Source organism: Bacillus sp. LLTC93, from assembly GCF_002993125.1.
Classification (GTDB): domain Bacteria; phylum Bacillota; class Bacilli; order Bacillales; family Bacillaceae; genus Bacillus; species Bacillus zhangzhouensis.
The window spans coordinates 555,284-579,795 of record NZ_PVME01000002.1 but is presented as its reverse complement, the minus strand read 5'-3'; the positions used below and the strand labels follow the sequence as shown (position 1 = coordinate 579,795).

Annotated in this window: 24 protein-coding genes; 8 read left to right on the top strand and 16 right to left on the bottom strand. The window is 42.2% G+C overall.

Annotation, left to right across the window (positions count from 1 at the left end; all coding sequences use genetic code 11):
- Positions 1-26: 26 nt before the first annotated feature.
- From chrA to alsS, 5 genes are all read right to left on the bottom strand, one after another.
- A complete protein-coding gene (gene chrA, locus C6W18_RS08140; RefSeq protein ID WP_034318729.1) occupies positions 27-560 on the bottom strand; it encodes a chromate efflux transporter ChrA in 534 nt (177 codons plus the stop codon).
- Positions 560-1,141 (bottom strand): chromate efflux transporter ChrB, encoded by a 582-nt coding sequence (gene chrB, locus C6W18_RS08135; RefSeq protein WP_105927165.1) that lies wholly within the window; start codon positions 1,139-1,141, stop codon positions 560-562. Before chrB ends, chrA begins: the two co-directional genes overlap by 1 nt.
- A 16-nt stretch (positions 1,142-1,157) precedes the next feature.
- Positions 1,158-1,634 carry a chromate efflux transcriptional regulator ChrS gene (chrS, locus tag C6W18_RS08130; protein ID WP_034318424.1) on the bottom strand — a complete coding sequence of 159 codons (477 nt, stop codon included), beginning with the start codon at positions 1,632-1,634 and terminating at the stop codon, positions 1,158-1,160.
- A gap of 153 nt (positions 1,635-1,787) precedes the next feature.
- Complete coding sequence (gene budA / locus C6W18_RS08125) at positions 1,788-2,558, bottom strand: acetolactate decarboxylase (RefSeq protein WP_034318426.1); 771 nt, start codon at positions 2,556-2,558, stop codon at positions 1,788-1,790.
- Between the two features lie 35 nt (positions 2,559-2,593).
- Positions 2,594-4,294, bottom strand: a complete 1,701-nt coding sequence (gene alsS / locus C6W18_RS08120; protein ID WP_105927162.1) for an acetolactate synthase AlsS — start codon at positions 4,292-4,294, stop codon at positions 2,594-2,596.
- Positions 4,295-4,444: 150 nt separating this feature from the next.
- On the opposite strand from alsS, the gene alsR reads away from it, so the two are divergent.
- On the top strand, positions 4,445-5,332 hold the full coding sequence (alsR, locus tag C6W18_RS08115; RefSeq protein ID WP_034318431.1) for an acetoin biosynthesis transcriptional regulator AlsR: 888 nt from the start codon (positions 4,445-4,447) through the stop codon (positions 5,330-5,332).
- 59 nt (positions 5,333-5,391) lie between these two features.
- On the top strand, positions 5,392-6,009 hold the full coding sequence (locus C6W18_RS08110; RefSeq protein WP_034318731.1) for a flavin reductase family protein: 618 nt from the start codon (positions 5,392-5,394) through the stop codon (positions 6,007-6,009).
- Between the two features lie 30 nt (positions 6,010-6,039).
- Here C6W18_RS08110 and rbsB read toward each other — a convergent pair whose 3' ends face one another.
- The 9 genes from rbsB to C6W18_RS08065 all read right to left on the bottom strand — a co-directional run bounded on the left by rbsB (position 6,040) and on the right by C6W18_RS08065 (position 15,488).
- Positions 6,040-6,957: a ribose ABC transporter substrate-binding protein RbsB gene (gene rbsB / locus C6W18_RS08105; RefSeq protein WP_034318433.1), complete on the bottom strand. Its 918-nt coding sequence runs from the start codon at positions 6,955-6,957 to the stop codon at positions 6,040-6,042.
- Between the two features lie 13 nt (positions 6,958-6,970).
- Entirely contained in the window at positions 6,971-7,924 is a 954-nt protein-coding gene (rbsC, locus tag C6W18_RS08100; RefSeq protein ID WP_105927160.1) for a ribose ABC transporter permease RbsC, read from the bottom strand.
- A 1-nt stretch (position 7,925) separates the two neighbouring features.
- Positions 7,926-9,407: a sugar ABC transporter ATP-binding protein gene (locus C6W18_RS08095; protein ID WP_105927158.1), complete on the bottom strand. Its 1,482-nt coding sequence runs from the start codon at positions 9,405-9,407 to the stop codon at positions 7,926-7,928.
- A gap of 15 nt (positions 9,408-9,422) precedes the next feature.
- Entirely contained in the window at positions 9,423-9,815 is a 393-nt protein-coding gene (gene rbsD, locus C6W18_RS08090) for a D-ribose pyranase (RefSeq protein WP_105927156.1), read from the bottom strand.
- Positions 9,812-10,690 carry a ribokinase gene (rbsK, locus tag C6W18_RS08085; RefSeq protein ID WP_105927154.1) on the bottom strand — a complete coding sequence of 293 codons (879 nt, stop codon included), beginning with the start codon at positions 10,688-10,690 and terminating at the stop codon, positions 9,812-9,814. Before rbsK ends, rbsD begins: the two co-directional genes overlap by 4 nt.
- Positions 10,687-11,670 (bottom strand): LacI family DNA-binding transcriptional regulator, encoded by a 984-nt coding sequence (locus C6W18_RS08080; protein WP_105927152.1) that lies wholly within the window; start codon positions 11,668-11,670, stop codon positions 10,687-10,689. The genes rbsK and C6W18_RS08080 overlap by 4 nt, the downstream gene beginning before the upstream one ends.
- Positions 11,671-11,787: 117 nt before the next feature.
- Complete coding sequence (locus C6W18_RS08075) at positions 11,788-12,930, bottom strand: Ger(x)C family spore germination protein (RefSeq protein ID WP_105927150.1); 1,143 nt, start codon at positions 12,928-12,930, stop codon at positions 11,788-11,790.
- Positions 12,920-14,017, bottom strand: coding sequence for a GerAB/ArcD/ProY family transporter (locus C6W18_RS08070; protein WP_105927148.1), 1,098 nt, complete (start codon positions 14,015-14,017; stop codon positions 12,920-12,922). Before C6W18_RS08070 ends, C6W18_RS08075 begins: the two co-directional genes overlap by 11 nt.
- A complete protein-coding gene (locus C6W18_RS08065) occupies positions 14,007-15,488 on the bottom strand; it encodes a spore germination protein (protein WP_105927146.1) in 1,482 nt (493 codons plus the stop codon). Before C6W18_RS08065 ends, C6W18_RS08070 begins: the two co-directional genes overlap by 11 nt.
- Positions 15,489-16,236: 748 nt before the next feature.
- On the opposite strand from C6W18_RS08065, the gene pgsB reads away from it, so the two are divergent.
- The 5 genes from pgsB to C6W18_RS08045 all read left to right on the top strand — a co-directional run bounded on the left by pgsB (position 16,237) and on the right by C6W18_RS08045 (position 20,565).
- Positions 16,237-17,418 carry a poly-gamma-glutamate synthase PgsB gene (gene pgsB / locus C6W18_RS08060; RefSeq protein ID WP_105927144.1) on the top strand — a complete coding sequence of 394 codons (1,182 nt, stop codon included), beginning with the start codon at positions 16,237-16,239 and terminating at the stop codon, positions 17,416-17,418.
- Positions 17,419-17,433: 15 nt separating this feature from the next.
- A complete protein-coding gene (pgsC, locus tag C6W18_RS08055) occupies positions 17,434-17,883 on the top strand; it encodes a poly-gamma-glutamate biosynthesis protein PgsC (RefSeq protein ID WP_012011488.1) in 450 nt (149 codons plus the stop codon).
- 18 nt (positions 17,884-17,901) lie between these two features.
- A complete protein-coding gene (locus tag C6W18_RS08050) occupies positions 17,902-19,068 on the top strand; it encodes a CapA family protein (RefSeq protein ID WP_034318460.1) in 1,167 nt (388 codons plus the stop codon).
- Positions 19,065-19,235, top strand: coding sequence for an extrachromosomal elements maintenance protein EdmS (edmS, locus tag C6W18_RS20030; RefSeq protein ID WP_167331424.1), 171 nt, complete (start codon positions 19,065-19,067; stop codon positions 19,233-19,235). Before C6W18_RS08050 ends, edmS begins: the two co-directional genes overlap by 4 nt.
- A 109-nt stretch (positions 19,236-19,344) precedes the next feature.
- Positions 19,345-20,565 (top strand): C40 family peptidase, encoded by a 1,221-nt coding sequence (locus tag C6W18_RS08045; protein ID WP_105927142.1) that lies wholly within the window; start codon positions 19,345-19,347, stop codon positions 20,563-20,565.
- 48 nt (positions 20,566-20,613) lie between these two features.
- Here C6W18_RS08045 and C6W18_RS08040 read toward each other — a convergent pair whose 3' ends face one another.
- Together C6W18_RS08040 and C6W18_RS08030 are read right to left on the bottom strand one after the other, a co-directional pair.
- Positions 20,614-21,495, bottom strand: a complete 882-nt coding sequence (locus C6W18_RS08040) for a Cof-type HAD-IIB family hydrolase (RefSeq protein WP_189318060.1) — start codon at positions 21,493-21,495, stop codon at positions 20,614-20,616.
- A 303-nt stretch (positions 21,496-21,798) separates the two neighbouring features.
- Complete coding sequence (locus C6W18_RS08030; protein ID WP_034318469.1) at positions 21,799-22,764, bottom strand: LCP family protein; 966 nt, start codon at positions 22,762-22,764, stop codon at positions 21,799-21,801.
- 268 nt (positions 22,765-23,032) lie between these two features.
- Between C6W18_RS08030 and C6W18_RS08025 the strand changes: the two genes are divergently transcribed.
- Positions 23,033-24,400 (top strand): sugar porter family MFS transporter, encoded by a 1,368-nt coding sequence (locus C6W18_RS08025; protein WP_105927137.1) that lies wholly within the window; start codon positions 23,033-23,035, stop codon positions 24,398-24,400.
- Positions 24,401-24,512 lie beyond the last annotated feature (112 nt).

The window sequence follows — 24,512 nt, the reverse complement described above, 5'->3', positions numbered from 1 at the left end:
CAGATGATGTTATCGGTTTTTGAACGTTAATGCGGAAGAATGAATCCGCCATATAAAAATGCAGCCACAATGAGAAAGGCAGGGTGCATCTTGAATTTGGTCATAAAGAAAAATGAGATGGCAGCAATGGCGAGCGATTGAGTCCAGCCAATGGCTTTCACGGCATCTCCGCCGATTTCCCATGTTAATAAAAGCATCATTATGGCGATGACAGGCTGTACGGATAGAGTCATGCCTTTTACGACAGGAGATTGGCGAAAGCGGTCAATGAGCTTTAGTAATAAAATCAATCCGACAGCGGACGGCAGTACAGTTGCAAGCAGTGCTACGATAAAGCCTGGCCAGCCCATCACATCATAGCCGACATATGCCGCAATTTTCGTAGCGATTGGCCCTGGAAGTGCATTGGCTAGAGCAAGCATATTGGAGAATCCTTCGTTCGTCATCCATTGAAAATGATGAACGATTTCTTCATAATTCAGCGGGATCGATGCAGGGCCTCCGCCATATCCTAACAAATTGGACAAGAAGAATGCCCAGAATAAAAAGAGAATCAGCATCATGAAGACACTCCTTTCTCTTTATTTGTTCGATTCCAGCGTTGATTCAGTTTGAAATGGAAGGCACCGTAACATAAAAAGAGAATCACAATAATTCCTGGATGAATGGATAGCACCTGAAGGCCGATAAATGCAAGAAGGAACAGAGTGACACCAAAGATCATTCCGAAGCCTTTCAGCGTTTTTTGTCCAAATTCATATGCCATGATGCCTAATAGAACGGCAATGACTGGTGTCACAGCGCCAATCATATTTTGAATGATTTGTGAGGAGCTTAAGACGCTGACAAGTGTGACAAGTGCAACCATGGCGAGACATGACGGTAAAATATGAGCAACTGTTGCGACAATGGCACCGCGTGTCCCTTTTAATCGATAACCGAGGTATGCTGACATTTTAGTGGCGATCGGACCGGGTAATGCATTGGCGATGGCGAGTGTTTCTCCAAATTCGTCATCATTGATCCATTGATATTTCACGACCGCTTCATGGCGAATGAGCGGTATCACGGAAGGACCTCCGCCGAAGCCGAGAATACCGGTTCGCACCATAGCGATGATGAGTTCGATATATGATTGCAAGTGGTTCAACTCCTGTCTACAATTTCATGCCCATTCGGCTTTTGTATCGTTTAATGAGCATCTGGCAGTCGACACTGACGACGCCTTCTAGCGGATATAGCTTCTTTGTAAGGAATGTCTCCATTTCCTGTTCGTTTTGAAAAATGCCATGCATATGCAACTTGCTTGGTCCTGTCATATGGTAAAGGCTTGTGACTGCTGTTTCCTGCTCAAGCTGAAGGGCTACTGCTTCTAAAAATTTCGGCTCAACCTCTACATTGAAGAAGACAGAAACATGAATGCCGATCTTCGCGGGGTTAATCACTGCGGTGAATCGTTCAATGACACCTGCTTCAATGAGCTGCTGAATTCGGGCTTGCACGGCAACACGCGAAAGGCCGACTTGTTTCCCGAGATCTGTATAGGACATACGCCCATCCTCGTGTAATATGGATAAAATTTGTTTATCTCTTTCATCTAATGTTAAGTTCGGAATGCTATAGTCGTTTGACACCGTATGACCACCTTTCTTCTGTTGATATTCTATCATATTTCATTACGAATAGAATGTATGATTCTTAATTTACTAACGAAATGAAATCGTTATATGTGATAAAAAGTCGATTTGTATAAAAAGACACCCCGGCATCACCGGGGTGTCTTCATTTTATTGATCTGGGCTACTTTCCGCACTGGCTATTTGCTGTGCAAGGTCAGCTCGATCAAGGTCTGCTTGGAAGAAATCCTGCGTATTTGGCAGGTGTAAATTCATATGACGTTTTTGAGAGATTCGGATGGTGACTTGATCAACGGTGTAATCAAATACGTGCCCGCCGACACGCCGATCATCATCAATAAAGTGAAGGTGATATCCACTCACCGCAATGCCATGTGCGTACTGCGGTGTACGGAACCCTGCGATGGTTCCATGAATATCCTCAAAATCGAAAATAGGCTGTGACTTTACTGCTTCCACCATTGGAACGTAAGGTTTTTCCTGTCTTTCGACCGTTCGGGTTTGAACCTTTTTGAATGATCCATCAATTCGGATCGCATAAAAAACATTCTTACTTGGTAAAATGCGGTCGATTTCTTCTTCTAGCTCTTTAGAAGTCATTGGTGCATCAATTCGATGAACGATATCCGTTTCAAAGAATGCTAGAGAGCAGAATGGTGAATAATCTTGATCTGTTACCGGTGTCGCTGTTCCATCTGAGCGCAGTCGATAAAATGCGCCGTCAAAGCCGATCAGCTCTCCATCTAATTGATTGAATGTGCCAATGCCGAAATCACCATGTTCAGGAATTTGCGCGAGGGAGAAGTCTCCATCGTATACGGCTTCCAGCAGAGAGGTCATCGTTGATACTTGATAGACCTCTTGCTGTTTGTCATGCTGTCTTGTGTCGCTGTGTTGATTCATTGGGTGCATCATCCCCATATCCGTTCACTCCTTTGATGTAATGTATGGACATCTTATCTGACGTTCAATGTGTGTGTTTCGCTAAAGACTTCTGGCCATTTTTGACTGGCGAGGTCTGGGTTGTCTTGATAGTCAATCGGTATATCAATAATGACAGGTCCTTCTATGTTTATACCCTTTTGAAGGACGGTTGAAAGCTCTTCAGGTGAGTTTACACGTAACCCAGTTGCTCCAAAGCTTTCCGCATATTTCACTAAGTCGATCTGACCGAATTCAACGCAGGACGTGCGGTCATATTTCATTTCTTGCTGGAACGCCACCATATCATATGTGCTGTCATTCCAAACGAGATGAATGAGGTTTGTTTTCATGCGGACGGCTGTTTCTAACTCCATTGCAGAGAAGAGAAAACCACCATCACCTGAGACAGAAATAATTTTCTCATCTGGATTCAAAATAGAGGCAGCAATTGCCCATGGTAATGCCACACCGAGTGTTTGCATTCCGTTACTGACTAGGAATGTGTTCGGTTCATAGACACGGAAGTGGCGGGACATCCAAATCGCGTGAGATCCGATATCACATGTGACCTTCGTGTCATCAGAAATCAGGCGTCTCAATGTATGAATGACATCGAGCGGGTGAGACAGATGACTTTCTCTTTCTGGTGCTTTTTCAATATCGTTTAATAGTTCCTGTAAATCAGTGACTAGCTCTACTTTCTCTTTGCATAGTGAAAGTGGAACACTGTCATGTGCTAGGTGTTGGACGGTTTCAGATATATTGCCAACAAGCTCAAGCGTTGGTTCATAAAAATGGTCAATATCCGCCTGCATGTCATCAACATGGATGATCTGGCGCTGCTGTGGCTTGATATTCCAATGCTTCGGATCATATTCGATCGGATCAAAGCCGATGGTTAAAATGACATCTGCTTGTTCAATGAGAAGATCTCCCGGCTGATTACGGAATAAGCCGATTCTGCCCACATATTGAGACTCCAGCTCTCTTGAGAGAACGCCGGCTCCCTGATACGTTTCGACAAATGGGATACCAAGTGTTTTTAATAAACTTCTTGTGGCGTTTGCCGCAGCTGGACGGCTAGCTTTCATTCCCACAATAGCCACAGGTAAGTGTGCATTTTGAATTTTGGCGATGGCCGAACTGATGAGAGCATCCGGTGCAGGACCTAGTTCTGGAGAAGGGTGAGCAGACACTGGTGTTTGTGTGGTGTGTTCTGTCACGACATCTTGTGGAAAGCTGATAAATGCTGCTCCAGCTTGACCTCTTTGTGCCGCGCGAAAGGCATTTGTTAAAGCTTCTGGTATATTGTTTACGTCTTGTACTTCAACGCTATATTTTGTTACTGGTTTGAATAATGCCGCATTGTCGAGTGATTGATGTGTTCGTTTCAGCCGATCCGCACGAATGACGTTTCCAGCGATTGCAACAACAGGGTCACCTTCAGTATTGGCTGTTAATAGACCTGTCGCTAAATTAGATGCGCCAGGACCTGATGTGACGAGACAAACGCCTGGTTTGCCAGTTAAACGACCAACAGCAGCAGCCATAAATGCCGCATTTTGTTCGTGTCTGCATAGAACAAGCTCTGGACCTCTGTCTTTCAATACATCGAATACCGCGTCAATTTTTGCACCTGGAATCGCAAAAACATGGGTCACACCTTGAGCAATCAGCGTATCGACAACCAACTCTGCTCCTCGTCTTGTTAGGGGTTGTGCTTGAGAATTCATATACCCCGCACTCCTTTCGGCAAGTAAAATTTTTTATGAAAATATATTTTCGTGATATGATTTACTATACATTTCATAAAATAAAATTCCCAATATATGTTTAACGTGTTTTTGATATGTTTTACGAATAAGTGTGCGAGGAGTGAAAGGATGGAACTGAGACATTTGCAGTATTTTGTCACAGTAGCGGAGGAGCTGCATTTCGGCAGAGCGGCCGCACGGTTGAATATGACACAGCCTCCACTTAGTCAGCAAATTAAGCAGTTTGAGGAAGAATTGGGGTTTCCTTTGTTTCACCGGTCTAAACGAGTGGTGGAGTTAACAGCTGCTGGGAAGGTCTTTTTACATGAGGTTCGGGGAGTACTGCATCAGCTTGATAAAGCCGTTGATCATGCCCGTCATACAGCAAGAGGGGAGCTTGGAAAGATTATCATTGGTTTTGTTGGAACAGCGACGTATGATATTTTGCCACCAGTTGTACGTGAATTCAGAGAGCTGTATCCCTCAGTCAGTATTGAACTAAAGCAGCTTTCTGTCTCGCAGCAGCTGCGGGCGCTTTTAAATGGGGAGATTGATATTGGATTTTTACACCCTACATCGCCGCATGAAGAACTGGTCAGTCGTTTAATGAAACAAAGTGAATGTATTTTTGCGATTCCGAAAAATCATCCATTGGCGAAAAAAGAAGCTGTCACCATTGAAGATATTCGTCATGAACCCATTATTTCTTTATCGAAAGAATCGTGGCCGTCCCTTTATCAGCACTTTATCCTGTTATGTGAAAAGTACGGGTTTTCTCCGAATATCGTGCAGGAAGCGGCGGAATATCAAATGGTCATTGGACTTGTCACAGCAGGGATCGGCATTGCAGTTATTCCAACATCGGCCCGGCGTTTATTTAACCTAGATGTTGTGTATCGGTCAATTGAAGATGAACAGCTTTTGGCAGAATGGACCATTTCCTATAGAAGAGAAAATCATAATCCTGCTTTATTTCATCTTGTTCATCATATTCTCCATCGTGCTGAGCCGAGGTAAGGGCATAGAGAAGTGGATATGGTATGATGTCGTTACATAAAAGAGGAGGCGTGCCTGAAGTGATTACATTACAAATGGATCAGCTGTCACGAAAAGAAGCATATAAATTATTATCTGGCTCCATTGTTCCAAGACCGATTGCGTTTATTACAAGTCTGTCTAAAGAAAATGTCGTAAATGCCGCACCATTTAGTTTCTTTAATGTCATCAGTGGACACCCGCCGCTCATCGCTGTTTCCATCGGACGACGTCAAGGAGAGATGAAAGATACGGCGCAGCATATCATCGATAGGAAAGAGTTTGTTGTTCATGTCAGTGATGAAGACATGATACAGGATATTAATGAAACGGCTGCTACTTTGCCGCAGGAAGAGAGTGAGCTCGATCGAACCCGTCTTCATCAAGTAAAGAGCAGTGTTGTTTCAGTTCCAGGCATCAAGGAAGCGCGCATTCGCTTTGAATGTCAGTTAGAACAACATCTGACCTTTCAAAATGATGAAGGTGAAATTACGGTCGATCATATCATTGGCCGGGTTGTGTGTGCGCATTTAGATGAGGCTGTCTATGATGCGGAAAAAGGGTATATTTTGACTAATGAATTAAAGCCAGTCGCACGTTTAGCAGGAAATGATTACGCTCATTTAGGTACGTCATTTGTGCTGAAAAGACCAGAATAATAGGGAAAACCCCCGAGGCTGTCGGGGGTTTTATTTCTTTTGTTCCAGTTTTAACGGAGCTGCGATATTTTTTTGTACTTTCTTCCCTTTTAATACGTCGTTTGCAGCACCAACTGCCAGTTTACCGATGAGCTCTGGCTGCTGTGCGACCGTTGCTGAGAGCTTTCCTGCTTTGATTGAGTTTAGTGCATCTTCGTTTCCATCAAAGCCAACGACGAGAATGTCTTTCCCGGAGCTTTGGATGGCCTCTAGTGCGCCAAGAGCCATTTCATCATTGTGTGCAAAGACTGCTTGAATGTCAGGGTTTCCTTGAAGCAGGTTTTCCATGACGTTCAGTCCTTTTGTTCGGTCGAAGTCAGCGGCTTGTTTCGCTGTCACATCTAAATCTTTGTCTGCAATTTGATGGAACCCTTTTCCGCGCTCACGTGTGGCAGAAGCTCCTGGCACGCCTTCTAATTCAGCGACCTTCGCTCCTTTGCCAAGCTTGTCGATGATAAAGTCAGCGGCCATTTCGCCGCCTTTAACGTTATCTGAGGCAACAAGCGCTTCTACCTTGCCACTTTCTGCTGAGCGGTCTAAGGTGATGACAGGTATATCTGAAGCATTCGCTGATTCGACAGCGGTTGATATAGCAGAAGAATCTGCTGGGTTGATGAGTAATGCGTCAACCCCTTGCTGGATTAAATCTTCGACATCACTCGTTTGTTTAGCTGAATCATTTTGTGCATCTGCAATCACAACTTCAATGCCAAGCTTTTTCGCTTCTTTTGTCACGCCGTTTTTCAGAGAAACGAAGAATGGATTGTTTAAGGTCGAGATTGATAGCCCGATTTTGATGTCTTTTTTCTTGCCATCCTTTGATGACTTGGCCCACTCTGGCGGTTCAAGCGAGCAGGCAGAGAGCATGAACAACGAGAGAGTCAGGATGAGAATGAGATATTTTTTCATAGCAGCTGCCTCCTTAAGCAGATTTCTTTCTGTCTAGTAGGACTGCAATCAGGATTACAATTCCTTTCACAACAGATTGATAGAATGATGATACACCAAGTAAGTTCATACCATTGTTCAAGACACCGATGATGAGCACCCCAATGAGTGTGCCGACAATTCGTCCTCTTCCGCCAGATAGGCTTGTCCCGCCAAGTACAACGGCAGCAATTGCATCAAGCTCATAGGACGTACCAGCTGTTGGCTGAGCAGAGTTTAGACGAGAGGTTAAAATCGCACCGGCTAAAGCAGACATGAAACCTGCTAATGAATAAATCATGATTTTGACGCGCGGTACTTTTATTCCTGAGATGAGAGCGGCTTTTTCGTTCCCGCCGATGGCATACGTTCTTCTGCCGAAAGGCGTTTTATGAAGCAGCACCCAAAGCACAATGAAGGTGAGAAGCATCGTGATCGCTGGAACAGGAATGCCTAAGAAATATCCGCGGCCGAATAATTGAAAGGCATAGTTAGAGCCAAGCCCTGTAATCGGATTTCCGTCTGTATAAACAAGCGTCAATCCTCTGAAAATGGTCATCGTTGCAAGAGTGGCAATGAAAGGAGCCATTTTTCCTTTTGTGATTAAAAGACCGTTGATCATCCCAAGGATCGCACCGATGATGCATCCCACGATAATGGCTAGAATCGGGTCCATGCCAGAAACGATAAAGCCTGCGGTCAAAGCACTAGACAGGGCTAGAATCGCACCGACAGACAAATCAATGCCTCCAGTTAAAATAACAAACGTCATCCCAAAGGCAATGAGGGCATTAATGGAGATTTGTCTCAGTAAGTTTAAAATGTTTAATGGCTCTAAAAAGGCTGGGTTTAAAATAGAAACAATGGCAACAAGGATGATGAGTCCTAAGAATGGCCCAAGCTTTTGCATGATGTGGTCAAATCGTCCATTTGAAGTAAGTGGTTTCATGTTACTTCCCTCCTGTAGCTAGTGTCATGATTCGTTCTTGTGTCGCTTCTGTTTTATCTAATTCTCCGCTGATCGTTCCTTCATGAATGACAAGCACTCGATCGCTCATCCCGAGAACCTCCGGGAGCTCAGAGGAGACCATCAAAATCGCAACGCCTCGATCGGTCAGCTCGTTCATTAACTGATAGATTTCTCGTTTTGCCCCGACGTCAACACCTCTTGTCGGTTCATCTAAAATCAAGACCTTCGGCTGAATGCCAATCCATTTAGCGATGACGACTTTTTGCTGATTACCACCAGACAGGCTCCGGGCAGAGATTTCAGAGGAAGCCGTTTTAATTGTCAGTCTTTTGATGAGCAGGTCGACAAAATCTTGTTCATTTTTCTTATCAATCAGTCCCTTTGGAGAGAAGCTGTCTAAGTTTGGCAGACCAATGTTTTCTCGGATAGATGCATCAAGCATCAGTCCTTCATCTTTGCGATCCTCTGTGATAAAGCCGATGCCGAGCTTGACCGCATCACTTGGTTTTTTAATGACAGCCTTTTTCCCGTGTACCCAGATTTCACCTTGGTCAAGAGGATCGAGACCAAACAGTGACCGCATCATTTCGGTTCGACCAGCGCCCATTAAGCCTGCGACACCGACGATTTCTCCAGCCTGGACTGAGAAATTGATATCTTGAAAGCGTCCTTTTCTCGTCGCTTGTTTTACCTCTAGGACAACATCTCCTTTAGAAGGCGTACGATTAGGGTAACGATCTGTTAATTCTCGGCCGACCATTTTTTTGACGACTTCATGGAAATTCGTTTCTGGTATAGCTTTCGTATCGACCGTTTTTCCGTCACGCATGATTGTAATCCGATCACAGATCGCAAAGATTTCCTCCATACGGTGAGAAATATAGACGATGGAAACGCCTTCTTTTTTGAGTGATTCCATGACCTGGAATAGCTTTTCAATCTCACGGTCTGTTAGAGCTGCCGTAGGCTCATCCATGATGATGACCTTCGCATCGGTCATTAATGCTTTCGCAATCTCGATCATCTGTTTTTGCCCAACGGAACAGCTGCCTGCATCCTGATCAAGCGAGAGGTTAACAGACAATCGGTCCAGTTGCGTTTGAGCGAGGGCTTTCATTTTTTTTGTGTCTAGGAGACCGAGTTTCGTATAGATTTCTTTACCAATGAATAGATTCTCCAATACGGTCATATCAGGCCATATGTTTAGCTCCTGATGAATAAAGGCAATTCCGTGCTGTTCAGCTTCCTTTGGATTTTTGAAAGCGGTTTCTTTTCCGTCGATTTGAATCGTTCCTTGATCTAATGAATAAAGACCTGTCAGCAGGTTCATCAAAGTTGATTTTCCAGCCCCGTTTTCACCCATTAGCGCGTGGACTTCACCTGTGACGAGGTCAAAGGAGACCCCGGAGAGAACGGTGTTTTTTCCAAAGGCCTTATGGATGTTATGCATCTCAATGTTCATTTCTGGCTCCTCCTTTTAAAAGATGACACCGGCTTGAAGAATACAGTTTGCGTATGGGGTGGCTTCACCCGTTCGAATAACTGCTTTTGCCTGTTTGGTCATGTCTTTGAAAGTCTCGTGATCTACATCATGTAACGGCTGTGAGAACGCTTTCTTCAAAAATAAATGGTCTCGCTCATTGGCTTCTTTGATTTCACTGGCTATAGTGATTTTTTCAACGGCCATTTCCTGAAGAAGGAGGGAGGTGACCTCCTGAAAGGACGGCGTGCCGATCGATAACGCAAGATCGATCTTGACTGGGCCTTCTGGAATAGGTAGACCGCAGTCTGCGATGACGACTGTGTCTGTATGACCAAGGTCAGCAAGCACCTTGGCGATATGGCTGTTTAAGATGCCGTTTTTTTTCATTTCTTTCTCTCCAATTCTTCTCTTGTTGGCATGCCGCCTTGTGCGCCGAATTTTGTCACAGAGATAGATGCTGCAAGATTGGCAAAGGCAAGCGCGTCGTATAGGGATTTGCCTTCTATTAGTGCCACAGCCAAAGCGCCGTTAAAGGTATCGCCAGCTCCTGTTGTATCGACTGCTTTTACAGGATAGCCTGGGACTAAAACTTCTCTCGATCCGTCAAAATATCGAACCCCACTTTTTCCTTCTGTGATCAGTAATTTATTAGGGTATTGACGCAAGGCGTCTTCAATCGTGAGACCATCAAACATAAGAGCGGCTTCGTGCTCATTCGGTGTAATATAGGCAGCTTGCTCTAAAACTTGCTGTGACACTTTGCGGGCTGGTGCGGGATTTAAGATCACTGGGATCTTTTGTTCGCTGCAAATGGCGCAAACTGCTTCGACCGTTTCTTCAGGAATTTCCTGCTGAATGAGGACCATACCGATATCATCAATAGTAGAAAGAGCATTTTTTACATAGTGAGGTGTGACTTCGTTATTTGCTCCTTTCACCACAACAATGCTGTTATCGCCTTCTGCTAAAATGATATGAGCCGTCCCGCTTTCCATTTCGGTAACCGGTTTCATATATGTGGTACGGACACCTTGTGCTTGTAAATTGCTTACGATCTCTTGACCATAAGCGTCATCACCGACTCGGCCGACCATGTATACATCTGCACCGAGTCTTGCACTTGCTACTGCTTGATTTGCTCCTTTTCCGCCTGGGACGGTTTTAAAAGATTCGCCTAAGACAGTTTCTCCGGCATTTGGCCGCTTATCTGATGTGACGACTAAATCCATCGAACAGCTTCCTACTACGACAATATGACTCATTGTGAATCCACCTTTCTCGTGGTCTCTCGTTCAATAAAAGAGACGGGCATTTGAATAACTGGTTGATCTATTGGTTGCTTTTGAATGGATTTAATTAACAGCTTCGCTGCTTCTTTCCCCATATCATAGGCAGGCTGCCTGATCGTTGATAAGGAGGGGAAGAGCAGTTCGCTTTGCGGAATATCATCAAATCCAATGATTTGGACTTCATCTGGAATGGCTTTTCCGATCCGAAGCGCTTCGTGTATGACCGCTGTTGCGACAATATCATTGCTGGCAATAATGCCATCTGTCTCAGGGTACAGCTGGAAAAGAGCTTTGGCGCTTTTTCTGGCTTCTTGAAAGGAAAAAGAAGCGTTAGACATCACATGAAAGTTGACACCTTTTTCAGTGAGGACATCAAGTGCACTTTTGAATCGCTGCCGAGCTGTTTGAAGATGGGCAGGTCCTTTTAGCAGTGTAATCTGCCGGCTGCCGCGCTTGATCAATTCCATTGCGGCCATTTTCCCGCCAGTTGCAGCATCTGCAAACACAGAAGGTGCATTTGGCACTGTTCGATCTAAGAACACAACGGGTAAATCATCATTGTACATATCCGATTCAGGTTCGTTGGTGACAGCAATGACACCAACCACTTGATTTTGCTTAAAAGTTTGTAAGTAAGCCATTTCCTTTTCACGGTCTTCATCACTGTTTCCGAATAATAACCGAAAACCATGGGCATGAATCTCATCCTCAACGCCTCTAGCCAGCTGAGGGAAGAATGGATTTGTGATATCAGGTAAGATTAAACCGATTAATCGGGATTCTCTGTTAAAAAGGGATCTCGCCACTTCATTGGGAAAGTAGTTCAACTCCTGCATCGCTTGTGTCACACGGGTTTTTGTATCTGCATGGACATATCCAGTATCGTTGAGCACGCGTGAAACAGTAGCAACAGACACTTGTGCGGCTTTTGCAACATCTTTAATTGTAGCCAATGGAGTGCCTCCCTTCGTCAATGTGTAACCGTTTACACAAATAGATTATCACGAAAGCTTAGAAATGACAATCTTAAAAAAATAAAAAAAGAAAAGAAAGATGACTTCTTCCTTTTCTTAACTAATAATACCTGTTTGTGTAATATTTACTTTGATTTTTGGAATGATTTTTACCTTTGGATAATCGGTTACCCAGTTCATTTTCATATACTCATCATAATGTCTTACCCGATATTTTCTGCCGAGGCTTAGGACATCTGAATTTGCTTCTTGCAGGGAGGCGACAATTTTTTCTGCTTCTTTTGTCAAAATGGCTGAAAGCTTTTTGTTTAGCATTTCGATTTTTTTATCTGTATCTAGATTATCTTTCGGATACTCAAGCACAGAGGTGGTGAATTCATAATCGAGAGAGAATGTTAAGTTTCGATGATCAGGATTCACAATCTTGATGTCCCGCTTTGAATCGGTGACTTGAATGGTGATGTAATTGTTCTCCTTTGATTTCATGTCACTTCTCACTTTTTTCGTGAAGTTGGCATACCTGCCCATTTTCCCGTCCATGACGGTGAGAAGAATGGCATCTTGGCCAAATAGCTCGCCTTTCTTTCTCTCGTTATCAAATAGGGCAACACCCTTCACACTGATTATTTTCTTCGATTGATCGAAATGGATTAATGGCAGGGTGAAGTCCTCACCAGTTTGAAGCATTTTAGACCGGACATTTTGAATGTTTTTAGGTGCTACTTGGGAAGAGAGTGAAGCAGTTGTGATCAGGTTGTTTAAATAATCGCTCACAATGAGCTTTTCCTTCAGTAGCTCGTTGATCAATTCCACACAACTTCCCCCTTGTACCACTGCAAGGTTTGCGAGTAACGGACTTTTGGGATCACGATAAAACATATCTAAGTAGGGAAGAAGACGATTTTGAGCAAATTCATCACCGATCAGCATGACCCGCATTTTCGATATGTCGATTTTTTGGTCTACAATCCGGCTAAAATTAGTTCTTGCTTTTCTTAAAGTAGGTGCTTCGGTTGTGAGAACCGTGGTTAAATAGCTGCCTGTATTACCTTGCTCCATGCTTTGAGACTGCTGCACTTTTCGATAGGTGATCGAATATTTCGCATTGTCATCTTCTCCTTGATCCACAGCGGAGGTTAAAACAAGAGAGATATTTTTTAATAAGTTTTGATCCCAGCAGCCAGGCATAAATATGAGGGAAACACACATAAGCAGAGTCAGTATATATTTATGACGCATGTGATTTCACCTTCCCTTTGCGATGTTTGATAAAGATGATAATGGCCATCAAGATCGGGAGTGTGTAAATAAATGAATATTGTGCAATAGTGGTAAAGTCATTAAAGCGCTGAATTCTAAAGTTATCAGTTGCGAGAAAACAGCTAGCGACATAGATCAAAATGGCAAAATAATAGACATATTTTTTGTGCTTTTTTTTCTTGAGAATACTGGCTACGCCATTTGCACAGAAGTAAAGGTAATTGCTGAGTGTGGCAAGAATGACAAATACCCAGAAACTAAGGAAAATTAAGTCTGTTCGCTCAATGACACCAAATGAAATGGTTTTTAATAAATAAAGGACAGGATTTGGAATCACCTTGAGCTCAATTGGGCTAAAAAACATAAAACAAATTAATGTAATAAATAGGTAGTAAAGTGTTGTACATATATTGGAAATGGTCATTACCTTATACCGTTCCTTGATGGTGCCTTTCATAAATGGAGAGATGATGAGAATCATCTCGAATCCATTCATGGATAGAACAACGTCCTTCAATCCAAGCTGAAATTGAGAGAAATCTGTTTGAAAAAAAGGCATGAGGTAGTCGATATTGGTTCCTTTTAACGAATAGAACATCAATAGAGACAACATGAGCAAAAAGGGAGTCAAAATAAAGTTAAACCTCACAATGGCATTCACTTGCTCTTTTGCAATGTAAATGATGCATATGATCATTAATAGATTAATGACCCAGTTTGGCGTAAGCGGCAGCACCCAAATGCCAAGAATTCTTGTGAAAATGGATAGAACGACAATGCAAACTGAGGCAAAGTATATCGTATAAAGCGCCACCAAAGTCCGACCAACCCATTTTCCGAATACGTCAATTAATGCTTGGAAAAAGGATGTATCAGGATACTTGTGGATGATGTAAAGAAAAATGGTGTTGATGATTTGGATAAAAAAGCAGGCTAAGATGATCGCCATCCAGCCATCGTGGCCCATGTCTTTCATCAGCAAATGGGGCAGAGCTAAAATACCGACACCAATTTGAGATTGGATGATAAAAAAGACAGCTTGAGGTGGAGATATTTTATTGTTCATTTTTCTTTTTCCACCCTCTCAAATTTTCTATTTGTTTTTTCTTTTGCGGATTTAAATAAACAGGGCGCATTTTGTACATCCACATGGGTAGCCGAATCACAGTGTCTTTTAAGTCCTGCCAGTTAAATGGGGAAACTGGTGACAAGTAAGGCACGCCTAGTGATTCCAAGCGGCATAAATTCATGAGGACGAGCGCCAATCCGAATGAAATGCCAATAAAACCAAACATCGATGCCATAAACATGAGCGGGAATCGAAGCATTCGGATGGTTGACGTCATTTCAAAGGATGGGAGTACGAAGGAAGCAACGGCTGTCACTGCGACCACAATGACAAGGACATTCGAAATGAGTCCGGCTTTTACAACGGCATCTCCAATGACCAAACCGCCTACGATACCAATCGTTTGACCAATTGGTTTTGGAAGACGCACCCCTGCCTCGCGTATGAGTTCAATGGTGATCTCCATTAGCATCGCTTCTATCAAAGGAGGAAAGGGGATACCGATAATTGAATTTTTCATCGTAATGGCTAATTCATCTGGGACGACCTCATAATGAAAGCCAATGACTGCGATATAAAAAGATGGCAAAATGACTGCGATGATACAGGCAAGATAGCGGAGAACACGGATAAACGTAGCCGGAATCCAGCGACTATTATAATCATCAGGTGATTGAAAGAAGCTAAAGAAAGTGACAGGAAGAATGATGGCCATCGGGCTGCCATCCATCAGCACCACAATTCTCCCTTCAAGGATTGCAGATCTTACTTTGTCAGGGCGCTCTGTATCAATGAGCTGTGGAAAAATAGAAAATGAATCATCCTCAATCGCCTCAACAATAGAGCCAGGACTTATCAGTGTGTCTACTTTAATAGAAGAAATCCGTTTGTTTACCTCTTCAATCTTTTCTTGATTAGCGATATCAGAAATATAAACAATCGCAAGCTTTGTTTCCGATTTTGTACCGATCTTATGATACTGGACGGCGAGTTTTCGATCATTTAAGTGGGAACGAAGTAAATAGATATTGGTATCGAGACTTTCAACAAATCCATCATGTGCACCAGCAATAATACTTTCAGAAGAAGGTTCAGAAATAGATCGAAGCGGCGGCTGTCCGACAGTAAATAATTTGATCTGCGAGGAATTTTCATCAAGAAAGGCAATGCTTCCTGCAATAATACTGTCAGTAATCAACGTCAAGTCGCCTGTTTCGAGTGTGCTAAGAGATTTTGTATAATCCTGCTTTCCAGGAGGACCTAACAAGTTGCCGATAATGAAATCGTTCAGTTTGCCTTCATCAATTCTCGTTTTAATAAAGAACAGCACAGATTTCGTTTCATTCACCATTAACTCTCGGTATTCAAAATCGTCGCTTTGCTGAAATGTTTTTTTCAGAATCCGAATTTTCTCCTCAAAGCTGCCTGATAAAAAGTGCAAGCGTGTTTGTTCATTGGTGTTTGGCATCTTTAGCCTCCTCTCACATTATTTTTTAACCATAGTGTAAGCGGAGAAGCTGATTTTATTCGTCATCTTTGGGGAATGCATGACATGAGCCGACAGCTTTCAACTAAATTCATATTAAAAATGTTAAGAAATGATGAACCTTGATAAAAACAAATGAATATTGTTTCATTGTTTAGGTCATAAGGAGTGAATATCGTAAAGAGAAGGTATAACGAAATGATCAAATTTTGACATCTTATCCCAATTTTTCGTGACCTATAAATAAGCATATGACTTGATTTTTTGAGAGGTGACCTTTGTCATAGGTCAACACGTAGCGTTCTGACCGTTGAGGATGACTTTCTAACCTGTTCATTCAAAAATATAAAATATTCTAAAACACGCACTATTCATTTAAAGCGCTGATACGACTGATTTTTTAGAGATAAAAGGGTTTTAAAACATTGATTCTAAATACATCTTTATAATTGTCGAAAAATTTAGGGAGAAAAGGACAAAAGATTTTTCGATGATTGATGGTAACGCTTTCTATTGAATAAAGCAGAAATTCAGTCTGAATTTTGTCCGTCTTTTGGCCTTTTCATTTGAGGGAGAGATAGGCAATTACACCTTAGGATTAGAGGAATTTGGCATACGCGGAAGTGAAAGATTATGTTACATAATACCGATTGTGATTTTATGCTGAACAGATATACTGTTGATTGAATTTACATATCACACTCATAAAAAAAGGAGATGTAGATAATCGATGTGGTTAATCGTTATAGCCTGCGTCATCATGTTAGGGATTGGCTTTATTGAAAAGAAGCGTCATCAGAAAAATATCGATGCCCTGCCGGTGCGTGTCAATATTAATGGTATTCGCGGAAAGTCCACCGTTACAAGATTGACAACCGGTATCTTAATGGAGGCAGGTTATAAAACTGTCGGCAAAACAACGGGAACGGATGCAAGAATGATTTATTGGGATACGCCAGAAGAGAAACCGATTAAAAGGAAACCGCAAGGACCGAATATCGGAGAGCAGAAGGAAGTTATGAGAGAAACAGTTGAAAGAGGAGCAAATGCCATCGTCAGTGAATGTATGGCGGTAAATCCAGATTACCAAATTATCTTTCAGGAAGAGCTGCTTCAAGCGAATATTGGCGTGATCGTAAACGTTCTTGAAGATCATATGGATGTAATGGGACCAACTCTTGACGAAATAGCAGAAGCCTTTACAGCCACAATTCCTTACAATGGACACTTGGTTATTACGGATAGTGAATATACGGATTTCTTTAAAGAGATTGCGAAAAAACGCAACACGGAAGTGATTGTTGCAGATAATTCCAAGATTACCGATGAGTATTTACGGAAATTTGAGTACATGGTTTTCCCAGATAATGCTTCGCTTGCACTTGGTGTCGCTCAAGCATTAGGGATTGATGAAGATACGGCATTCAAAGGAATGTTAAATGCGCCGCCTGATCCAGGAGCGATGAGAATTCTTCCATTAATGGACGCGAAAACACCTGGACATTTTGTAAATGGATTTGCGGCAAATGACGCATCATCTACATTGAACATTTGGAAGCGTGTGAAAGAAATTGGCTATCCAACAGATGAACCAATTATTATTATGAACTGCCGTGCGGATCGTGTAGATAGAACGATCCAGTTTGCGGAGGATGTACTTCCTTATATTGAAGCTAGTGATCTTGTTTTAATTGGTGAAACGACTGATCCAATTGTGAAGGCATATGAGGAAGGGAAAATTCCGGCTGACCACTTACACAACCTTGAATATCAATCTACAGAACAAATTATGAATATGCTTGAGAAAAAGCTTCATAATCGAGTGGTTTATGGAGTCGGCAATATCCATGGCGCCGCTGAACCTTTAATCGAAAAAATTCAAGAATACAAAATTAAGCAGCTTGTCAGCTAGGAGGAAATATAGAAAATGTTCGGATCAGATCTTTATATCTCGTTAATTTTAGGTGTTCTACTTAGTTTAATCTTTGCAGAAAAAACAGGAATCGTACCAGCTGGACTAGTTGTTCCGGGTTATCTTGCGCTCGTATTTAACCAGCCAGTCTTCATTTTAGTCGTCTTATCTGTCAGCTTGCTTACGTATGTCATCGTTCGCTTTGGTCTATCAAAATTTATGATTTTATACGGACGCAGAAAGTTTGCTGCGATGCTGATTACAGGGATTGCCTTAAAGCTCGTATTTGATTTCTTCTATCCAGTGGTCCCGTTTGAAATAGCAGAATTTCGCGGAATCGGGATCATCGTACCTGGATTAATTGCAAATACGATTCAAAAGCAAGGTCTTACGATTACCCTTGGAAGCACATTACTTCTAAGTGGTGCAACATTTGCCATCATGTATGTTTACTATCTATTTTAAGATAAGGTGTGTCCAATCATGAATAAAAAATTGAGCTTTCAGGAAAAGCTGCTGAAAATCACAAAGAATCAAAAGAAAAAGACGAATAAACATGTATTGATTGCTTTACCGATCGTCATTGCTTGTACATTTCTATTTACATTTATCGGGAAAGCACAAGTGCCAACTGTAGAAAAGAAACCAGAAAACATCCTGACCGCTTCGTTTGTTGGTGACATTATGTTTGGAAGAAATGTAGAGAAAGTGACCGATCGCTATGGGAAACAGCATCTCTTTCGCTATGCCAAACCATATTTTGATGTGTCAGATTATGTAACAGGTAACTTTGAGCATCCGATTGCATCAGAAAAGGAACAGGCGGCGCAAAAGAATATTCATTTGAAAACGGATGAAGAGTCTGTCCAAGCGTTGAAGGATTTGAATTTCTCTGTATTAAACTTTGCGAATAACCATGCGGCAGATTTTGGTGAAAAAGGTCTGAACAACACGATTAATGCCTTTGAAAAAGCTGACATGGATTACACAGGGGCAGGGCGTAACCTTAAAGATGCGAAGCAGAACATTTCGTACAAAGAAGTGAACGGTGTCAAAATTGCTACACTTGGTTTTACAGATGTGTATGGGAAAGATTTTAAAGCAACGAATCGCAAAGCAGGTATTCTGCCAGCCGATCCATCTATTTTTATTCCGATGATTTCACAGGCTGCTGAAAAGGCAGATATCGTCGTTGTTCATGCTCACTGGGGACAGGAGTATAACAATGAAGTAAACGATAGACAAAGAGAATTGGCAAGAGCGATGTCGAAGGCTGGTGCTGATATCATCATCGGTGCACACCCGCACGTCCTTGAGCCAATGGAAGTCTACAATGGAACAGCGATCTTCTATAGCCTGGGGAATTTCATTTTTGACCAAGGCTGGTCTAGAACACGTGATTCTGCCCTTGTTCAGTATCATCTGAATGAAGATGGAAAAGCGACATTTGAAGTTGTCCCAATGTATATTAAAGAAGCAACACCTGCTCCAGTAAAGGCAGGATCATTTGAATCAAAATCCATTATTCGTATGCTGACCAATGGCACGAATACGGATTGGAAAGAAAAAGACGGACACATTTTCTTTGAAGTGGATCACGCTAATAAAGTTCAAACATTGAAAGAAAACGGGGGAAAAGATAAAAAATGAAATTACTAAAAGCAAGCTGGCCGTTTGTTGCGTTAATTTTAGTATTTGTCTTTATGTCTGCTTTTAAATTTAGTGATAGCCTCACAGATCATGAGAAGCAAAAGATCTCAGTTGAAATGCAGAAGATCGAGCAGCAAAAGCAGTCGAAAGAGGAAACAAGTAAATAGAGTCATAGTGAAAAGAAGGGCATGCCTTGCGCGTGCTCTTTTTTGTCGAAAAAAGGTGTAAAATGCAAGGGGTCATGTCGAAACTATAGAAGAAAGGAGGGGAAAGACCATGAAATGGAAAGGAATGTTGATTGGAGGCTGTGCGCTCGTAGGGCTGATGTTCATGTCCCAATCAGAGGTGTCTGCTCAAACAAAGTCTCCTTTGGAGAAAGCGGAAACGCTGATTGGAACACCTTATCATAAAGGAGGAACCGATCCAAAAACGGGCTTTGATGCATCTGGGTTTATTCAATATGTGTACAAGACATCAGGCACATTTGATTTGCCGCGGAAGGTGATCGACCAATATCAGATTGGAGAAAAGGTATTATGGGAAAAAGCCAAACCCGGAGACCTCGTGTATTTCCGCAGCCCTGAGGAAACAAAAGAGATCCCGACACATGTAGCTTTGTATGCTGGAAACCATCAGGTGATCCACATCACGCTGAGTCAAGGTGTGGTGAAAACAGATGTTAGCAAAAGCAAATATTGGACAGACCGATTTTATGCGGTCAAACGGCTGCCAGTCTCCCAAGAAATCTCTGATGATCGTGTTGTGAAAGATGCGATGGGATATTTAGGTATTCCTTATGTTTTTGGTGCAGCAGATCCAAAGGTTGGTTTTGATTGTTCAGGCTTTTTACAATATTTATTTGAAAAATCACTTGGCATTTATTTGCCTAGAAGTGCTGAACAGCAATGGATGATCGGAGAAAAAGTAGCACTAGACGATATTCGTCCCGGGGACTTTGTCTTTTTTAGCAACACATATAAACCCGGAATTTCTCATGTAGGGATGTACATTGGGGGCGACCGTTTTATTCATGCGAGCCGTTCTGAAAGTGTGACGATCTCTTATTTATCCGAATCGTATTGGCGCGAGAAATGGACAGGTGCGAAACGATTGACTGAGCTGAAACTCGCAAAAGAAGACCCAATCGTATCAAAAGCCGCTACATATATTGGGGAAGCCCCTTATGTCAAAGGCGGCACGAACCCAGAGCAAGGGTTTGATACAGCAGGTTTCACGCAGTATGTGTACCAAGAAGTGCATGGCATTGAGCTTCCTCGCTATGCATCAGGACAAGCTAAGGCAGGCACACCTGTAAAACGTTCGGAGCTTCAGCCAGGAGATCTTGTCTTCTTCAAAGGGACTTCATTGATGCCTGCCATTTATGCAGGTTCAAATCAAGTTATTCATGTGACCGTCTCAAATGGTGTTGTCATTACCAATATGAAAACAAGTACGTACTGGAAGGATAAATATGAGATGGCTGTTAGAATAAAATAAAGAAAAAGCCCGATCAACGCTCGTATCGGACTTCTCTCTAGGCGCTGATCAGACAAGCGTCTTTTTTTCATGGAATTGATCTTGTAAAAGAAGATCAATAAAATAGGCGACACCATCTTCATGATTGCCTTTTGTGATATACGTGCTCTTTTCTTTAATGACATCCACTGCGTTCCCCATCGAAATCCGGTGACCTGCTTCCTCAAACATGGAGAGATCATTTGGGCTGTCACCAATTGCATAAATGTTTGAGCGGTCTACACCATAATGGGCTGCTAGCTTTTTCAGGGCATGTCCTTTTCCTGACTCTTTTGGCAGCACCTCGATAATATGTTTTCCAGACGAGGTTAATGAAAGCTCGGGCATTTTCGCAAGAAGATCTCGTGCTTCCTGAAGCTTGTTCATATCAAATGAGAAGCACAGTAATTTATAGGTCGCTTCATTTGACTCAAAGATCTGACGAATATCATCCACTGGTTTGATGCCAAATTGTTTGAATTGCGTCATCGCCCCTTCCCATAAATCAGCTAGATCCTCATTTGGATTTGCGCTATTGATCACATCAAATTCTGCTTTCAGCTTCTCTTTTCCATCAAATGGGGAGAGAAGGGCATCGTCAGTATACACCTCGAAATAAATGTTCCGTTCCACTAATGCCTTTGCAGCAAGCTTTCCAGCTTCTTGGTCAAGTGTGATTCTGTTAAAGAGCTTGTACCCTTCGGTGTGAACTGTTCCTCCGTTTGCTGCAATAATTGGAATGTCCAGATCACCAAGAAGGTCCTTCACGTCAAAAGTCGCCCGCCCTGTACAGATGGTGACAATATATCCAGCTTCCTTCGCACGAATCAACGCCTGCCGGTTTTGAGCGGAAATTTCACTTTTTGTATTTAAGAGTGTACCGTCTAAATCAATCGCAATCATTTTTTTCATCGCTGTCAAATCCTCCTTCATTCATGCAATAGCCTTTTAAAAGTATGTACGATTTCCTTCATTCTCATGAAAGAGTGAGGACATTTGATTCCTCTCTATATCAAGGCTAAACAAAAATGTCCAAATGATCAATGGTGAGAAGAGAAAAAGCGCCCCAAAGGGACGCTTTCAGCGTGAGACAAATCCTCGCATTCGCCCGCAGCTCTGCGCTCCGGTGCTCGTTCTTCCTAGAATTCAAGGGTTTTCTATTACGCTGAAAAGAAGACAAAGGGCTAAAATAAAAATCATTTTAGCCCTTTCTGTTTAAGATAATTCAAGCTGCTTCTTCAATTCAGTCTTTACTTCGTTCAGTTGATTTTGATCCAATTGGAAATAATAAACGCCGTTTGGCTGATAGTCCGTTCCTTTTAGCTGAATGGTATCCACAGATTTCAATGAAGTCAGAAGTGGGAAAAGACCGACTAATTCTTTCATAGAAAGGGTGGTTGAGACATTATCGCCGAGTGTATCAATGATATTGTCATATGACGGAATGGACGTTAATGATTTTGATTTATTAAAAATGGCTTTTAATACTTCCATTTGACGTTGCCCGCGCATTAAGTCACTATCTGCTTTTCGCGTTCTCACATATGCGAGAGCTTGATCACCATCTAGCGTATGAGTTCCTGTTTGAAGCACAACCTTGCCTTTTGTATCTTTTTGAATTTGTTTGACAAGATATTCATCCTTAATGTTAATAGGAACACCGTTGAGTTCATTCACAATTTCTTGAAATGCTTTGAAATTACTTTGAATGACAAAGTCAACCGGAATATCTAATAAATTCTCAACTGTATTCACCGTTAAATCTGCACCGCCAAATGCGTGTGCGTGAGTAATTTTGTCATAACCATGACCTGGAATATTGACGTATGAGTCCCGAGGAATGCTTAATAATTTAACGGTTTTATTTGTACGGTTAATTGTTGCCAAAACCATTGCATCGCTTCGCGCTTGTTTCACTGTTTCGCCCGGTCTGCTGTCAATTCCAAGCAGCAAGACAGAAAAGCTGTCTTTCCCAGGGTCAAAAGCTTCAATCCGTTTGACAGATTGTGCGCCACGTTCTAGAGATACTTGTGCTTTTTTTGCAGCACTTGTCACTTTATAGTAGGCATAGCCTGTGACAGAAGCGGTTGTCAGTAAAAGAATACCGAATATAAAAAGAGTGACTTTCACCCATGGTTTTAAACGCTTTTTCCCTTTGCGTTTGCTTCGTGATTGATCCATATATTTTAAACCCTCGCCTATGATTTTTATAGTAAAGATGTCCTTCTTCTCGTTTACAAACTAAAACAAATATACCTTAAAACGGGATATAGTGCGACATTTTTTTCACCAACGCTTAATTGACGTTTCCTTCTCGTAAAAAGTTTCATTGATACAAAAATGAAATATATTTGTCATAAAACATTGAAATGTTTGAAATGACAGGAAGTGAGGAAAATGATTTTTCATAGAGAAACATCCAGTACACACAGACAAAAGAGGGGTTATGATGATGAAAAATCGGAATGGATGGCTTTATTTCTTCGGCGCACTTGGCGGCGCCTTATATGGCTATGATACAGGTGTCATTTCTGGCGCCATCTTATTTATGAAAGAGGATTTAGGTTTAAACGCGTTTACAGAGGGGCTTGTCGTTAGTTCGATTTTAATCGGGGCGATGCTCGGTTCCTCTCTTTCTGGAAAATTAACAGACCAATTTGGGCGGAAAAAAGCAATCATCGCCGCAGCTATTTTGTTTATTATCGGCGGATTTGGAACAGCATTTGCCCCAAATACGGAAGTAATGGTCTTATTCCGAATCGTACTAGGGCTTGCTGTAGGCTGCTCGACGACGATTGTTCCATTATATTTATCTGAACTTGCTCCAAAGGAATCAAGGGGTGCACTGTCCTCTTTAAACCAGCTCATGATCACATTCGGTATTCTTCTAGCCTATATTGTGAACTACGTTTTAGCGGATGCGGAGGCATGGCGCCTGATGCTTGGAATTGCAGTGGTTCCTTCTGTTCTTCTATTATTTGGTATTTTATTTATGCCAGAAAGTCCTCGCTGGCTGTTTGTCCATGGACAGGCTGAGCGAGCGAAGGCGATATTATCAAAACTTAGACAGAGTAAAGAAGAAGTCGAAGAAGAAATTTCAGATATTCAAAAGGCGGAAAGTGAAGAAAAAGGCGGTCTTAAAGAATTATTTGAACCGTGGGTACGCCCAGCTTTGATCGCTGGTGTTGGCCTCGCCTTTTTGCAGCAGTTTATTGGTACAAATACGATTATTTACTATGCACCAAAAACATTCACAAGTGTCGGATTCGGTAACTCAGCAGCGATCTTAGGAACCGTAGGAATTGGCGCAGTGAATGTCATCATGACGTTTGTGGCGATCAAAATGATCGACCGTGTAGGGCGTAAAGCGTTACTCCTATTCGGTAATGCTGGAATGGTCCTCAGTTTAATTGTTCTGTCAGTGGTGAATCGATTTTTCGAGGGATCAACAGCCGCAGGATGGACAACCATTATTTGCTTAGGACTCTTCATCGTCATCTTTGCCGTCAGCTGGGGTCCAGTCGTATGGGTGATGCTTCCAGAGCTGTTCCCGGTACATGTTCGGGGCATTGGTACAGGGGTATCTACATTCCTTCTTCATACAGGGAATTTGATCATCTCACTAACGTTCCCAACTTTATTAAGTGCGATTGGCATCAGTAATCTCTTCCTCATTTATGCGGTCATCGGCGTAGGCGCCTTCTTATTTGTGAAATACTTAGTGACAGAAACGAAAGGGAAAAGTCTTGAAGAAATTGAAGAGGATTTAAAAAAGAGAAACCGTGCCGTCGTAAATGACGAAGGGGAAACGGTGTAAAAAAAGACCAGCTGCCTCATGTAGCTGGTTTTCCTTTGTTAAACAAACGTTTAATCAAGAAAGGACAAACTTTCATCTTCTGAACGTGCTGCATACGACATACATATGGAAC

Coding starts and splice junctions, on each gene's coding strand:
- chrA (WP_034318729.1), bottom strand. CDS start 560: ATGCTGATTCTCTTTTTATTCTGGGCATTCTTCTTGTCCAATTTGTTA.
- budA (WP_034318426.1), bottom strand. CDS start 2,558: ATGGGGATGATGCACCCAATGAATCAACACAGCGACACAAGACAGCAT.
- alsS (WP_105927162.1), bottom strand. CDS start 4,294: ATGAATTCTCAAGCACAACCCCTAACAAGACGAGGAGCAGAGTTGGTT.
- alsR (WP_034318431.1), top strand. CDS start 4,445: ATGGAACTGAGACATTTGCAGTATTTTGTCACAGTAGCGGAGGAGCTG.
- rbsB (WP_034318433.1), bottom strand. CDS start 6,957: ATGAAAAAATATCTCATTCTCATCCTGACTCTCTCGTTGTTCATGCTC.
- rbsC (WP_105927160.1), bottom strand. CDS start 7,924: ATGAAACCACTTACTTCAAATGGACGATTTGACCACATCATGCAAAAG.
- C6W18_RS08095 (WP_105927158.1), bottom strand. CDS start 9,407: ATGAACATTGAGATGCATAACATCCATAAGGCCTTTGGAAAAAACACC.
- rbsD (WP_105927156.1), bottom strand. CDS start 9,815: ATGAAAAAAAACGGCATCTTAAACAGCCATATCGCCAAGGTGCTTGCT.
- rbsK (WP_105927154.1), bottom strand. CDS start 10,690: ATGAGTCATATTGTCGTAGTAGGAAGCTGTTCGATGGATTTAGTCGTC.
- C6W18_RS08075 (WP_105927150.1), bottom strand. CDS start 12,930: ATGCGTCATAAATATATACTGACTCTGCTTATGTGTGTTTCCCTCATA.
- C6W18_RS08070 (WP_105927148.1), bottom strand. CDS start 14,017: ATGAACAATAAAATATCTCCACCTCAAGCTGTCTTTTTTATCATCCAA.
- C6W18_RS08065 (WP_105927146.1), bottom strand. CDS start 15,488: ATGCCAAACACCAATGAACAAACACGCTTGCACTTTTTATCAGGCAGC.
- pgsB (WP_105927144.1), top strand. CDS start 16,237: ATGTGGTTAATCGTTATAGCCTGCGTCATCATGTTAGGGATTGGCTTT.
- pgsC (WP_012011488.1), top strand. CDS start 17,434: ATGTTCGGATCAGATCTTTATATCTCGTTAATTTTAGGTGTTCTACTT.
- C6W18_RS08050 (WP_034318460.1), top strand. CDS start 17,902: ATGAATAAAAAATTGAGCTTTCAGGAAAAGCTGCTGAAAATCACAAAG.
- edmS (WP_167331424.1), top strand. CDS start 19,065: ATGAAATTACTAAAAGCAAGCTGGCCGTTTGTTGCGTTAATTTTAGTA.
- C6W18_RS08045 (WP_105927142.1), top strand. CDS start 19,345: ATGAAATGGAAAGGAATGTTGATTGGAGGCTGTGCGCTCGTAGGGCTG.
- C6W18_RS08040 (WP_189318060.1), bottom strand. CDS start 21,495: ATGAAAAAAATGATTGCGATTGATTTAGACGGTACACTCTTAAATACA.
- C6W18_RS08030 (WP_034318469.1), bottom strand. CDS start 22,764: ATGGATCAATCACGAAGCAAACGCAAAGGGAAAAAGCGTTTAAAACCA.
- C6W18_RS08025 (WP_105927137.1), top strand. CDS start 23,033: ATGATGAAAAATCGGAATGGATGGCTTTATTTCTTCGGCGCACTTGGC.